This window comes from Streptomyces sp. NPDC021019 (assembly GCF_044333295.1).
Lineage (GTDB): Bacteria > Actinomycetota > Actinomycetes > Streptomycetales > Streptomycetaceae > Streptomyces.
Genome location: NZ_JBIRQR010000005.1, coordinates 231,828 through 244,837 on the forward strand (window position 1 = coordinate 231,828; position 13,010 = coordinate 244,837).

11 protein-coding genes are annotated in these 13,010 nt (G+C 72.1%); 6 read left to right on the top strand and 5 right to left on the bottom strand.

What is annotated here, in order from left to right; all coding sequences use genetic code 11:
• Nucleotides 1-156: 156 nt before the first annotated feature.
• Both ACH4RG_RS26135 and ACH4RG_RS26140 read right to left on the bottom strand, forming a co-directional pair.
• Entirely contained in the window at nt 157-954 is a 798-nt protein-coding gene (locus ACH4RG_RS26135) for a tyrosine-protein phosphatase (protein ID WP_398540338.1), read from the bottom strand.
• 121 nt (nt 955-1,075) lie between these two features.
• Nucleotides 1,076-1,603 (bottom strand): DUF6325 family protein, encoded by a 528-nt coding sequence (locus ACH4RG_RS26140; protein ID WP_398540339.1) that lies wholly within the window; start codon nt 1,601-1,603, stop codon nt 1,076-1,078.
• 264 nt (nt 1,604-1,867) lie between these two features.
• On the opposite strand from ACH4RG_RS26140, the gene ACH4RG_RS26145 reads away from it, so the two are divergent.
• Genes ACH4RG_RS26145 through meaB form a run of 3 tightly spaced genes read left to right on the top strand, consistent with a single transcriptional unit; the run spans nt 1,868 to nt 7,005 of the window.
• A complete protein-coding gene (locus ACH4RG_RS26145) occupies nt 1,868-3,730 on the top strand; it encodes a methylmalonyl-CoA mutase family protein (protein ID WP_397924734.1) in 1,863 nt (620 codons plus the stop codon).
• Nucleotides 3,730-5,955, top strand: coding sequence for a methylmalonyl-CoA mutase (gene scpA, locus ACH4RG_RS26150; RefSeq protein WP_397924732.1), 2,226 nt, complete (start codon nt 3,730-3,732; stop codon nt 5,953-5,955). The genes ACH4RG_RS26145 and scpA overlap by 1 nt, the downstream gene beginning before the upstream one ends.
• Nucleotides 5,956-5,967: 12 nt before the next feature.
• A complete protein-coding gene (gene meaB / locus ACH4RG_RS26155; protein WP_397924730.1) occupies nt 5,968-7,005 on the top strand; it encodes a methylmalonyl Co-A mutase-associated GTPase MeaB in 1,038 nt (345 codons plus the stop codon).
• A 129-nt stretch (nt 7,006-7,134) separates the two neighbouring features.
• On the opposite strand, the gene ACH4RG_RS26160 is transcribed toward meaB, so the two are convergent.
• Nucleotides 7,135-7,794, bottom strand: a complete 660-nt coding sequence (locus tag ACH4RG_RS26160) for an MSMEG_1061 family FMN-dependent PPOX-type flavoprotein (protein ID WP_398163018.1) — start codon at nt 7,792-7,794, stop codon at nt 7,135-7,137.
• Nucleotides 7,795-7,883: 89 nt separating this feature from the next.
• Between ACH4RG_RS26160 and ACH4RG_RS26165 the strand changes: the two genes are divergently transcribed.
• A complete protein-coding gene (locus ACH4RG_RS26165) occupies nt 7,884-8,372 on the top strand; it encodes a MarR family winged helix-turn-helix transcriptional regulator (RefSeq protein ID WP_397924726.1) in 489 nt (162 codons plus the stop codon).
• On the top strand, nt 8,369-9,664 hold the full coding sequence (locus ACH4RG_RS26170; protein WP_398540340.1) for an MFS transporter: 1,296 nt from the start codon (nt 8,369-8,371) through the stop codon (nt 9,662-9,664). The genes ACH4RG_RS26165 and ACH4RG_RS26170 overlap by 4 nt, the downstream gene beginning before the upstream one ends.
• Before the next feature lie 6 nt (nt 9,665-9,670).
• On the opposite strand, the gene ACH4RG_RS26175 is transcribed toward ACH4RG_RS26170, so the two are convergent.
• The gene (locus ACH4RG_RS26175; RefSeq protein WP_397924722.1) at nt 9,671-10,462 is read right to left on the bottom strand and encodes an ABC transporter ATP-binding protein; all 792 of its coding nucleotides are present in this window, start codon (nt 10,460-10,462) and stop codon (nt 9,671-9,673) included.
• 149 nt (nt 10,463-10,611) lie between these two features.
• Between ACH4RG_RS26175 and ACH4RG_RS26180 the strand changes: the two genes are divergently transcribed.
• Complete coding sequence (locus ACH4RG_RS26180; protein WP_397924720.1) at nt 10,612-11,619, top strand: ABC transporter substrate-binding protein; 1,008 nt, start codon at nt 10,612-10,614, stop codon at nt 11,617-11,619.
• 83 nt (nt 11,620-11,702) lie between these two features.
• On the opposite strand, the gene ACH4RG_RS26185 is transcribed toward ACH4RG_RS26180, so the two are convergent.
• A complete protein-coding gene (locus ACH4RG_RS26185; RefSeq protein WP_398540341.1) occupies nt 11,703-12,938 on the bottom strand; it encodes an amidohydrolase in 1,236 nt (411 codons plus the stop codon).
• Nucleotides 12,939-13,010 lie beyond the last annotated feature (72 nt).

Sequence of the window (13,010 nt, forward strand, 5' to 3'; positions counted from 1 at the left end):
CACCGCGGGCGCGCGCCCGCCCCCCCCCCCCCCCCCGGGTGGCGGGGGCGGGCCCCCCCCCCCCCGGCGGGCCCCCCCCCCCCCCGGCCGCGCGGGGGCCCCCCCCCCCCCTTCCGCGTCCCTGTGCCCTTGCGTCGGCTCCGCGCCGCGGCCGGTTCAGCCCCGGATCACCAGGCCGTCGCGCAGCCGCTCCAGTGCGGCGTCGGGTAGGCGCAGCCCGTCGCGCACGTAGCCGTCGAGGCCGCCCCAGCGTTCGTCCATGGCGTCGAACGCCACGTCCAGGTACCGGGGGCGGACCTCGATGATCGCCGCGGCGACGGCGGGGTCGCCGCCACCGTCCAGGAACTTCGCCACGTACGGGGCGTAGGCAGCACGTACGGCGGGATTGACCGCGAGGAAGTCCGACCGCACCGTCGCGCGGGCCGCCCCCAGGAGCATCAGCAGGACGGCTGCCGCCCAGCCGGTACGGTCCTTGCCCGCCGTGCAGTGGAAGAGCACCGGGCGCGCGCCGGGGTCGGCGGCCGTCTCCAGAAAGGCCCGGTAGGCGGCCGCGGCACCCGGTGAGAGGACCATCTTCCGGTAGGTCTCGGCGAACAGTTCCTCCGCCCTGCCGCCCCCGAGCGTCCGTTCCGCCTCCACCGGGTCGGCGAGCAGGGACCGCAGCCGGGCGGGCGCCACACCCGGGTGGTCGCCCAGTACATCGGCGACGAAGAGCCTGGCCCGGTCCGGCAGCCGGTCCGGGGCCCACTGGCGTTCGTCGGCGGTGCGCAGGTCCACTACGGTGCGGATGCCGAGCGCGGACACCGCCCGGTCGGTCGCCGGGTCGAGCTCGCTCAGCTGACCCGAGCGGAACAGGACGCCCTGCCGCACGCGGCGGTCACGGCCCAGGGCGACACCGCCCAGGTCGCGCAGATTGACAACGGTGGCGGCCGGAACGGTCCGGGCGGTCTGCACGATGAACTGCCTCTTTCCCTGACGAATTCCAGGAATTCCACATATCAGGATCAACGTCGTATGCGGCGAGAAAAGCGCCGCCGAAGAGCTCCGGGGAGCACCTCGGGGCGTCGGCCGGACCTCAGTCCGACAGGAGCTTCTTCTTCTGCTCCGCGAACTCGGCATCGGTGAGGACGTCCCGCTTCCACAGTTCGGCGAGCCGCTCCAACCGGGTGATGATGTCGTCCCCAGCGACCTCCTGCTCGCCGGATTCACCGGACTCACGGGGCCCCAGGCGCTCGTGCGCGACGAACACTCCGCCGGCCTCGCGGGTCGCGCGGGCGAGCCGCGTGGTCCACAGGTCCTCCCGGACGACGATCGCCACGACATCGCCCGCGGGCACGTCCCGGCCGAGCCTTTCGGCGTCCTCCGCGCCCAGGACCGCCGCCGCCCCGCCCTCCCCCGTATCGGCGGGAACCACCCCCTCGGGGTCCAGCTCCCGCAGTTCCACCGGGGCCGGCGCGCCGCCCTCGGCCCTGCGTACGAAGGCCAGGTCGCCCGCCCGTAGGTCTCCGGACGACACGGCCTCGGCGAGCGCGGGGGCGACCGCCCCGGTGAAACGACTGCCGGGGAAGGCGATGACGAGGTACTCCACAGGTCCGACGGCCACGGTCGCGTCCTCTCCGTATCCCGGCGGCCACAGGGGCGCCGGGGTGGATACGGCATTCCAGGGATGGCATAAGAATCAGGAAACTTCACACATAATATGCATCTCTGTACTGATTCATCCGATGTCGAAGAACCGCCGTGTTGCCACCGTCCGCCCACCTGTCCGTTACGTGACTGTATGTAAAGGATCAGATACATCGTCGCGAGGGCAAGGTCACACATGTGCCCCTGCTGCTGGTTCGGCGCACTGGCCTAGCATCTGAGCATGACGGTCCAGCCTGCTGACGGGCTCTCTTCGGCCACCGCGTTCCCCGACCCTTCCCATGACCAGTGGCAGACCCTCGTGGAGGGCGTACTGCGCAAGTCGGGCAAGGAAGTCTCGGGCTCGGCCGCCGAGGAAGCGCTGTCCACCACACTGGAGGACGGGCTCACCACCCGTCCCCTCTACACCGCGCAAGACGAGACGCCGGACACCGGCTTTCCCGGCTTCGCCCCGTTCACCCGGGGCAGCAGGGCCGAGGGGAACGCGGCAGGCGGCTGGGGCGTGCGCCAACGCCACACCCTGTCCGACCCCGTCCGGCTCAACGAGGCCGTGCTCGGCGATCTGGAGAACGGCGCCACCTCCCTCTGGCTGACCGTGGGCGGCCCGGTGGGCGTACCCGTCGACGGGCTCGCCCGGGCCCTGGAGGGCGTCTACCTCGATCTCGCGCCCATCGCCCTCGACGCCCCGGCCGACCTGGACGCCGCGGCGACGGAGCTGCTGCGGCTGTACGGGGAACGCGGTGTCGCGAAGAGCGAGGCGCGCGGCACCCTGGGGGCCGATCCGCTCGGCCACGAGGCCCGGACGGGCATCGAGGCGGACCTGACCGCCGCCGTGCGCTGGGCGCGGGTGTGCGACGCGGAGTACCCGGAGATCCGGGCCATCGCCGTGGACGCGCTCCCCTACCACGAGGCCGGCGGTTCGGCCGGCGAGGAGCTGGGGCTCTCCCTGGCCGCCGGCGTCGCCTACCTGCGAGCCCTGACCGGTGCCGGGATGAGCGTGGAAGCGGCCTGCGGGCAGCTGGAGTTCCGCTACGCGGCCACCGCCGACCAGTTCCTGACCATCGCCAAGCTGCGCGCGGCACGCCGGCTGTGGGCGCGGGTCGCCGAGGTCTCCGGAGCCCCTGGCGCCGGATCCCAGCGGCAGCACGCCGTCAGCTCGCCGGTGATGATGACGCGCCGCGATCCGTGGGTGAACATGCTGCGCACCACGCTGGCCACGCTGGCCGCGGGGGTGGGCGGCGCGGACTCCGTGACCGTGCTGCCGTTCGATCACGCCCTGGGTCTGCCCGACGCGTTCGCGCGGCGGATCGCCCGTAACACCTCGACGATCCTCATGGAGGAGTCGCACCTGGCACGGGTCATCGACCCGGCGGGCGGCTCCTGGTACGTGGAGCGGCTGACCGACGAACTCGCCTCTGCCGCCTGGGCGTTCTTCCAGGAGACCGAGCGGGCGGGCGGTCTGCCCGCCGCCCTGCGCTCCGGGGCGGTCGCGGAGCGGCTCGCCGCCACCTGGGCCGCGCGCAGTGCGAAGCTGGCCCGTCGCAAGGAGCCGATCACCGGAGTGAGCGAGTTCCCGCAGCCGGGCGAGCGCCCGGTGGAGCGCGAGCCCGCGCCCGACGCGTACGCGGGTACTCCGGGCGGGTTGCCCCGGGTCCGGCGCGACGAGGCGTTCGAGGCGCTGCGCGCCCGCTCCGACGCGCACCTCGCGGCGACCGGGAGCCGTCCGAAAGTGTTCGTCGCAGCGCTCGGTCCGGCCTCCGCGCACACCGCACGGGTCTCCTTCGCCGTCAACCTCTTCGGGGCGGGCGGGATCGAGGCGGTCCACGATCCGGTGTCGGTGGATGCGGACACCGCCGCGGGCGCGCTGACCGCCTCCGGGGCGACGGTCGCCGTTCTGTGTTCGTCGGACGCGCTGTACGCCGAGCGGGCGGAGCAGGTGGCCGCCGCGCTGAAGTCGGCGGGAGCGGCGCGGGTGTTCCTCGCGGGACGCCCCGGCGACTACGCCGATGTCGATGCCTATGTCTTCGCCGGCTGCGACGCGGTCGCCGTTCTCACCTCCGTACTCGACCGCATGGGAGTGGCGTGATGCCGACATCGCCCACGGATCGGAAATCCTCCGTTCCCGACTTCTCCGACGTGCCGCTCACGTCCGCCGCGCCGCCCGCCGGTTCCGCCGAGGAGTGGCGGGCGGCCGTGACGAAGGCCGCCGGCGGTTCCGAGGCCCCGCTCTGGGAGACGCCCGAGGGGATCACGGTCAAGCCGCTCTACACCGGTGAGGACCTGGAGGGCCTGGACGCGCTGCACTCGTACCCGGGGATCGCCCCGTATCTCCGCGGGCCCTACCCGACGATGTACGTCAACCAGCCCTGGACGATCCGTCAGTACGCCGGTTTCTCCACGGCCGAGGAGTCCAACGCCTTCTACCGGCGCAACCTCGCGGCCGGCCAGAAGGGTCTGTCGGTCGCCTTCGACCTGCCCACCCACCGGGGCTACGACAGCGACCACCCCCGGGTGACCGGAGACGTCGGCATGGCCGGGGTGGCGATCGACTCGATCTACGACATGCGCCAGTTGTTCGACGGCATTCCGCTGGACCGGATGTCGGTGTCGATGACGATGAACGGCGCGGTGCTCCCGGTTCTGGCGCTGTACATCGTGGCCGCCGAGGAACAGGGCGTGCCGCCCGAGAAGCTGGCCGGGACCATTCAGAACGACATTCTGAAGGAGTTCATGGTCCGCAACACCTACATCTATCCGCCGTCGCCCTCGATGCGGATCATCTCCGACATCTTCGCCTTCACCTCACGGAAGATGCCGCGCTACAACTCCATCTCGATCTCCGGGTACCACATCCAGGAGGCCGGGGCGACGGCCGATCTGGAGCTGGCGTACACGCTGGCCGACGGGGTGGAGTATCTGCGGGCCGGACGTGAGGCCGGTCTGGACGTCGACGCGTTCGCGCCGCGCCTGTCGTTCTTCTGGGCGATCGGCATGAACTTCTTCATGGAGGTCGCGAAGCTGCGGGCGGCCCGGCTCCTGTGGGCGCGTCTGGTGAAGCAGTTCGACCCGAAGAACCCCAAGTCCCTCTCCCTGCGCACCCATTCGCAGACGTCCGGCTGGTCGCTGACCGCGCAGGACGTGTTCAACAATGTGACGCGTACGTGCGTGGAGGCGATGGCCGCGACGCAGGGGCACACCCAGTCGCTGCACACCAACGCGCTGGACGAGGCGTTGGCGCTGCCCACCGACTTCTCGGCGCGGATCGCCCGCAACACGCAGCTCCTGCTCCAGCAGGAGTCCGGCACCTGCCGGGTCATCGACCCGTGGGGCGGCAGCGCGTACGTGGAGAAGCTGACGCGGGACCTGGCGGACCGGGCCTGGCAGCACATCGAGGAGGTCGAGGCGGCCGGCGGCATGGCGAAGGCCATCGACGCGGGCATCCCCAAGCTCCGGGTGGAGGAGGCCGCCGCGCGCACGCAGGCACGGATCGACTCCGGGCGGCAGCCGGTGATCGGCGTGAACAAGTACCGGGTGGAGACCGACGAGAAGATCGACGTCCTCAAGGTCGACAACTCCTCGGTGCGCACCCAGCAGATCGAGAAACTGCGCCGGCTGCGCGAGGAGCGCGACGAGGTGGCGTGTCAGGAGGCGCTGCGCGCGCTGACGGCCGCCGCCGAGCGTGACCCTGGCCCGGGACTGGAGGGCAACCTGCTGGCGCTGGCGGTCGACGCGGCGCGGGCGATGGCCACGGTCGGGGAGATCTCGGACGCGCTGGAGAAGGCGTACGGCCGGCACGCCGGACAGATCCGTACGATCTCCGGTGTGTACCGCAAAGAGGCAGGAGAGTCCCCCTCGGTGGACCGCACCCGCGCACTGGTCGAGGCTTTCGAGGAGGCGGAGGGCCGCCGTCCGCGCATCCTCGTCGCCAAGATGGGGCAGGACGGGCACGACCGGGGCCAGAAGGTGATCGCCACGGCCTTCGCCGACCTGGGCTTCGACGTGGACGTCGGCCCGCTGTTCCAGACGCCCGGCGAGGTGGCGCGGCAGGCCGTCGAGGCCGACGTGCACATCGTGGGCGTCTCCTCGCTGGCGGCCGGACACCTCACGCTCGTGCCCGCGCTGCGCGAGGAGCTGGCCGCCGAGGGGCGCGAGGACATCATGATCGTGGTGGGCGGGGTGATTCCGCCGCAGGACATCGAGACGCTGCACGAGGCGGGCGCCGCCGCCGTCTTCCCGCCGGGGACGGTGATCCCGGACGCGGCCCACGACCTGGTCACGCGGCTCGGCGCCGCGCTCGGCCACGAGCTGTGAGCCGCTGACCGGATGGCTACCAGGATCGACATCGACGGTTATGTGCGGGGAGTCCTCGACGGGAAGCGGGCGTCCGTGGCGCGCGCGATCACGCTCGTCGAGTCGACGCGCGCCGAACACCGGGTGCTGGCCCAGCAGTTGCTGGGCCGGCTGCTGCCGCACGCGGGGGCGGCCCGGCGGATCGGGGTCAGCGGGGTGCCTGGCGTGGGCAAGTCCACGTTCATCGACGCGCTCGGCACGATGCTCACGGGGCTCGGGCACCGGGTGGCGGTGCTGGCGGTCGACCCGTCCTCCAGCCGTACGGGCGGCTCCATCCTGGGCGACAAGACCCGGATGGAGCGCCTCGCGGTGGACCCGGCCGCCTTCGTCCGTCCCTCCCCCACGGCGGGCACGCTGGGTGGGGTGGCCAAGGCGACCCGGGAGTCCATCGTGGTGATGGAGGCGGCGGGTTACGACGTGGTGCTGGTGGAGACGGTGGGCGTCGGACAGTCGGAGACGGCGGTGGCCAACATGGTCGACACCTTCCTGCTGCTGACGCTGGCCCGTACCGGCGACCAGTTGCAGGGCATCAAGAAGGGCGTCCTGGAACTGGCGGACGCCATCGCGGTCAACAAGGCCGACGGCCCGCACGAGCGTGACGCCCGCTCGGCCGCGCGCGAACTGGCGGGCGCGCTGAGGCTGATGCATCCGGCGGACGCGGCCTGGACACCCCCGGTGCTCACGTGCAGCGCCCGTGAGTCCAGCGGCCTCGACACCCTGTGGGAGCGGCTGGAACAGCACCGGACGCTCCTGGAGTCGACCGGTCGGCTGGCGGCCAAGCGCCGCGACCAGCAGGTGGACTGGACGTGGACGATGGTCCGCGACGAGTTGCTGGACAGCCTGCACAGCCACCCGGTGGTGCGGAAGCTCGCCCCGGAGCTGGAACAGCGGGTCCGGCAGGGCACGTTGACGGCGACGCTGGCCGCCGAGGAGATCCTCGCGGTGTTCCGCGGGGGCGAGTTCCGTGAGGCCGGAGCGCGCCGCGAGGGCGGCGCGGGAGTGTCCGGCTGAAGGTGTGGCCGTCGCCCGCCGGGGCGGGTGCGCACCGATGGCCCCGTGACGGACTTCGGTTCCCGTGGTCGTCGGCATTTCCGACGTCGGCGGGCGAGGGATCCCGGCCCCATGCAGCCGGCCGGGCTCCTACTCGTACCGGTACTTCAGCGACTCCGCCTCGGTCTGCTCGATGTCGGCGATCGTCAGCTGCGGCATCCGCAGTTGGGCCAGCGTCACCTCGGCCGAGGTCGGCTGGGCGTCTGCGGACAGCCATTGCTCCGGCTTCCAGGCCCCGCTGCGCATCAGCGACTTGGGACAGTGCGGGTAGACCTCCTCGATGCCCACCACCAGCGCGCTGACCGGCGCTTTCCCCACGGCGGTGAGCTGGGACAGGAGCTCCGGGCGGGTGGAGACGCAGGCCCGGCCGTTCACCCTGAGTGTCGTCGTCCGCCCAGGGACGAGGAACAGCAGCCCGGCCCGCCCGGTGGCGATGACGTTCCGCAGGGTGTCCAGGCGCTTGTTGCCGGTCGCGTCCGGAATCGCCACCGTCCGGGAGTCCAGGACGCTGACGAACCCGGTGGGGCCGCCGCGCGGCGAGACGTCACAGTTTCCCTCGCCATCCGCGCTGGAAATCAGAACCAGTGACGAGCAGCCGATCAACCGCCGGGTCTGATCGGTGAGTTCGGCCATCTGCTTGCGTATGGCCGCGTCGCCGGGGAGCCCGTACGCCCGGCGCAACGCCTCCTGGTCCGCAACCGCGTCGGAGCGGAGTGAGTCGAAGGCACTGCCGGCCAGTGATGTCGTCATACCCCGACCCTAGCGACCCGGCCCACGATCACTCCCGGCCGGTGGACAGGAGGGCGCGAACATTGTCACAGCGCTGTTATATTAGCGCTGTGACACATTCCGATCCCACCGCGCTCCCCGACCCCTGGCACTCCCTCCACGAACTTCTGGCAGCCATGGACGCCGAGATCGAGCAGGTCTACATCGAGCAGGGCATCGAGGGCGTACGGCCCCGATTCGTCTATCCGTTGATCCGGCTCGCGCACACCGGACCGTTGACCATCCGCGAGCTCGCGAACTCCCTGGGACGCTCGCACTCCGCGATCAGCCAGACCGTCGCCGCCATGCGCGACGCGGGGCTCGTCACCTCCGATCCCGGGCCCGACGCCCGCACCCGACGGATCGACCTCACGGACCGCGGCCGGTCGCTGGTGCCGTTCCTGGAGGCGGAGTGGCGCGCCACCCACAGCACGGTCGCCGAGCTGGACGGCGAGGTTCCCTACGCGATGACCGCTGTCGTCGACGACGTGCGGCGGGCCCTGGAGCGCAGGTCGATGCGGCAGCGGGTCCTCCACCACCTGAGCGAGCCACCCCGATGAAACCGCGTGCCGGCGGCCTGTTCCTCGACACCCGCCCGCTCCGGGGCAATCAGCCGTTCCGCGACCTGTGGATCGGCACCTCCGCCTCCCAACTCGGCGGCCAGACCGCCAACGTGGCGGTGCTGGCCCAGGTCTGGGAGTTGACGGGCAGCCCGGTGGGCACGGGTGCCATCGGGCTCGCCACCGGCCTGCCGATGGTGCTGTTCGGCCTGGTAGGCGGGTCCCTGGCCGACGCCTGTGACCGCCGTACGGTGGTACGGGCCACCACCGCGGGACAGGTACTGGCCGCCGTGGGGCTCTGCGCCCAGGCCCTGGCGGACAACCGCAGCGTGGTGCTGCTGCTCGCCCTGGTTGCCGTGGGAACGAGTTGCGGCGCTCTCGGAGCACCCGCCCGGCGCACCTTCCCGGTCCGGCTCCTGCCGGGCGACCAGGTGGCGGCCGGGCTCGCGTTGACCAACGTCTCCTTCCAGACGGCGATGCTGGCCGGCCCCGCGCTGGCGGGGCTGATCATCGCCGGCTGGGGCTTCTCCGCCGCCTACGCTACCCAGGCCGTGGCGGTGACGGTCGCGTTGTTCGCGGTGTTCCGCCTGCCCGCGATGCGGCCCGAGGGCGCCGACGCGTCAGGCGGCGGGCCCCGGACCGAGCGGGGCGGCTGGCTGGTCGCGCTGCGCCGCCCGACGCTCTGGGGCTCGATGGCCACCGATCTGTCCGCGACGCTGCTGGCCATGCCCATCGCGCTCTTCCCCCTGGTCAACGAGATCCGTTTCGGCGGAGACCCGCGGACCCTCGGCCTGTTCCTCTCCGCCGTCGCGGTCGGAGGGATCACGGCCGGCCTGCTCTCCGGCACGGTGACGCGCCGGCGCCGCGCCGGTCTCGCGCAGCTGTACGCGGCAGGGACGTGGGGACTGGCGCTGGCCTGTTTCGGCCTGGCGGGGCCTCTGTGGCTGGCGCTCGGCTGTCTGGCGGTGGCGGGCGCCGCCGACACCGTTTCCGTCGTCACCCGGAGTGCGCTGATCCAGCTGGAGACCCCGGACGCCTGCCGGGGGCGGGTCTCCTCGGTGGAGCACGTCATCGGCGTCGCGGGCCCCGAACTCGGCAACTTCCGCGGCGGCCTGGTGGCCTCGGCCACCTCGGCCTCCTTCTCGCTGGTCTCCGGAGGGCTGTCCGCCGTCCTCGCGATCGCCGTCGTGTACGCGACCAACAAGCCCCTTCGCGCCTACCGCACACCGACCGTCGTCGAGAAGCCGTCGGCCCCCACGGCTCTCGCCCCGGCGGAAGCGCCGACCGGTTAGGCCGGCTCAGACGCCGAGCGTCGGCACGCGGACGGCCGGTACGACGACGGGCGCCCCGTCGGAGGCCGCGGTGAGGATTTCCGCCTCGATGCCGTAGAGCTCCTGGACCAGTGCGGCGTCCACGGTCTCGCGGGGCGGCCCGCAGGCGACGATCCGCCCGTCGCGCATGGCGACCAGGAGGTCGGCGTACCGCGCGGCCGCGGCGAGGTCGTGGAGCACCATGACGATGGTGCGGCCCTGCGCGGCGACTTCACGGACCAGGTCCAGGACCTCCACGGCGTGGCCGATGTCGAGGGCGCTGGTGGGCTCGTCGAGCAGGACGACAGGGGTCTCCTGGGCGAGGGACATGGCGAGCCAGCAGCGCTGACGCTGGCCGCCGGAGAGCTGGTCGAGCCGACGGTCGGCCAGGACGGCCGTACCGGTGGCCTCCAGGGCATGGGTGACCGCGTTCTCGTCCTCCCGCGACCACTGGCGGAACAGCCCCTGGTGCGGGTGGCGTCCGTACCGTACGAGTCCGGCGACGGTGACCGCCTCCGGTGCCTGCGGGGCCTGGGGCAGCAGGGCGATGCGGTGGGCGGCGTCGCGCTGACGCAGCTGCCAGACGTCGGCGTCGCCGACGAACACCCGTCCGGAGCGGGGCTGGTGGAGCCGGGCCATGGAGCGCAGAAGAGTTGATTTGCCACAGCCGTTGGGGCCGACGATCGCGACGACCTGCCCGGAGGGCACCGTCAGATCGACCTGGTCCACGGCCGTATGACCGGCGTATCCAGCGACGAGCTGTTCGACACGGATGTCCACGGGGACCGCCCTTTCCGAAGGACAGGGCAATCACCTTGCCCGATGCCACTAAAGTAAGGCTAACCTTAACTTGCTCACGAGCCGACGGCCGCATCCGCGTGACCGTGCGGCCGTCCCCGCTTCATGTCCCGCTGAACCCGGAGCCCTTGATGATCCTGCACCACCACCCCACCCGCACCGCCGCCCGAAGAGCGGCGCGCGCCGTCGCCGCGCTCGGCGCGGCCGCCCTGCTCCTGACGGCCTGTGGAACGGACTCCGACTCGGGCACGTCCTCCGGGGGCAAGGCCGGCAAGGCGGACACCGCTTCCTCCGCGACCCGCACGGTCAAGGACGCCACCGGCAGGGCGGTCGAGATACCGGCGGAGCCGAAGCGCGTCGTCACCCTGACTCAGGAAGACCTGGACGCGGTACTGGCGTTGGACGTGAAGCCGGTCGGCATCACCAACGGGCAGGGCCTCGACAAGCCGCCGGCCTACCTCGCCGACCGGGTCGAGGGCATCGACGTCGTGGGCAACCTGCTCCAGCCGGTCATGGACAAGGTCGTCGCCGCGAAGCCCGACCTGATCCTCGCCGGTGACATGCAGGACGAACAGGTACTCAAGCAGTTGCGGGAGATCACCCCGGCCACGCTGGTGACGATGGCGCCGACCGACGACTGGAAGCTGTTCTTCCGGGGCGTCGGCAACGCGCTCAACAAGCTGGACGACGCCAACAAGTTCATCTCCGGCCACGAGGCCGCCGCCAAGGCCGCCGGTGCGAAGCTCGGCGCGAACAAGGGCGCCGAGGTCTCCATCGTCCGCTGGAACCCGGACGGACCGAGCTGGATGGAGAACAAGCAGTTCGCCAGCGGCGTCGCCCTGGAGATGGGGCTGAAGCGGCCCGCGTCCCAGAACAAGGACGGCAACGCGCACACGCCGTCGCTGAGCCTGGAGAAGATCAACGAGATCGACGGTGACTGGCTGTTCCTGTCCACGCTGACCTCGGACGGCGAAAAGGCGCTCAAGGACGTCCAGTCCAAGCCCGCCTACAAGGAGCTGGGCGCCGTCAAGAACGACCACGCGGTGACCGTCGACGGCTCGGTATGGTCCACCCGAGGCGGCCCGCTCGCGGCGGACGTCGTCCTCGACGACTACGTCAAGGCGCTCTCGGCCAAGTGACCTACGGGTGACTTCCGCGCCGTGCGGCCCGGACCGGGAACTGCCGGTCCGGGCCGCACGCCTGCCGGGCCCCGGCCCGCCCGTCAGGCGGACGGCCGGCCCGTGACCCTGGAGGCCGCGAAGTCGGCGGCGGTCCACGCCATGCCCACCGCTCCGTCGAGCAGGGCCTGTTCGGCCGCCGGGGAGACCGCCGCCTCGGCGAACGCCGCCTCGTGCGGGCCGCAGGCCCCCCCGCTGATGTCGAGCACCGGGTGGATGGACGGCACCACGTGCGAGACGTTGCCCATGTCGGTGCAGGCGAACGGCGGGCGCTCGACCGGTTCGGCGCGGCCCAGCTCGCGGGCGTTGGCGGTCCAGAGCCGGATCAGCTCCGGGTCGCCCCGGAAGTCGAGATAGTCGGGCTCGGGCCGCTCCAGGGTCACTTCGCAGCCGGTGGCGAGCGCCCCGGCACGGAAGCAGTCCTCGACCCGCTGCCGCAGTTCGCGCAGGTCCTCGGCGGCCAGTGCCCGTATCTCGTACGTGGCGGTGGCCCGGTCGGGTATCGCGTTGGGCGCGGTCCCGGCGGCGGTGGTGATGCCGTGCACCCGCCACTGCGGGGGCAGTTGCTGGCGCAGGAGTCCCAGGGCCACCTGGGCGACGGTCAGCGCGTCGGCGGCGTTGCGGCCCTCGTGGGGATTGAGGCTGGGGTGCGCGGCGCGGCCGGTGTAGACGACGTCGAGGGTGCCGAGCGCGAAGGAGCGGAAGTCGGCCATCTCGAAGGGGCAGGGGTGCACCATCATCGCGGCGTCGGCCCCGTCGAACGCGCCTGCCTCCAGCAGCAGCGCCTTGCCCGCGCCCCGCTCCTCGGCGGGAGTGCCGATGACCCTTACGGTCAGGCCGAGTTCGTCCGCGTACGGAGCGAGGCCCAGGGCCGCGCCCACTCCGGCCGCGGCGATGAGGTTGTGCCCGCAGGCATGCCCCAGTCCCGGCAGGGCGTCGTACTCGCAGGCGATGGCCACGGTGACGGGACCGGAGCCGATCGTGGCGCGGAACGCCGTGTCCAGACCGTGGGCGGGTGCGGTGACCTCGAAGCCGCGCGAGGCGAGGAGTTCATGGCAGAGGGCGGCGGCCTTGTGCTCCTCGAACGCGGTCTCGGGTTCGGCGTGCAGACGTCGGCTCAGGTCGATCAGAGCTGGGGCGCTGCCGCGGACCGCCTCCCGCACGGCGGTCCTCAGGGCACGGATCCGCTGGTCGGCCGAGTCGTCGGCCCGTGTCCCGGGGCGCGTCTCGGGGCGCGTCTCGGGGCGCGTCTCCGGGCACGGGGCTGCGGGGACGGTCATGGGATCTCCTTGCGTTCCGGACCGCCCCGGGGCGGTCGCCTGCACAGTCGAAGATAGGTTAACTTAGCCTTA

Bases quoted from the DNA above. Each gene is read 5' to 3' on its own strand.
- ACH4RG_RS26180 (WP_397924720.1), top strand. From the start codon at position 10,612: ATGATCCTGCACCACCACCCCACCCGCACCGCCGCCCGAAGAGCGGCG.
- meaB (WP_397924730.1), top strand. From the start codon at position 5,968: ATGGCTACCAGGATCGACATCGACGGTTATGTGCGGGGAGTCCTCGAC.
- ACH4RG_RS26160 (WP_398163018.1), bottom strand. From the start codon at position 7,794: ATGACGACATCACTGGCCGGCAGTGCCTTCGACTCACTCCGCTCCGAC.
- ACH4RG_RS26170 (WP_398540340.1), top strand. From the start codon at position 8,369: ATGAAACCGCGTGCCGGCGGCCTGTTCCTCGACACCCGCCCGCTCCGG.
- ACH4RG_RS26185 (WP_398540341.1), bottom strand. From the start codon at position 12,938: ATGACCGTCCCCGCAGCCCCGTGCCCGGAGACGCGCCCCGAGACGCGC.
- scpA (WP_397924732.1), top strand. From the start codon at position 3,730: ATGCCGACATCGCCCACGGATCGGAAATCCTCCGTTCCCGACTTCTCC.
- ACH4RG_RS26145 (WP_397924734.1), top strand. From the start codon at position 1,868: ATGACGGTCCAGCCTGCTGACGGGCTCTCTTCGGCCACCGCGTTCCCC.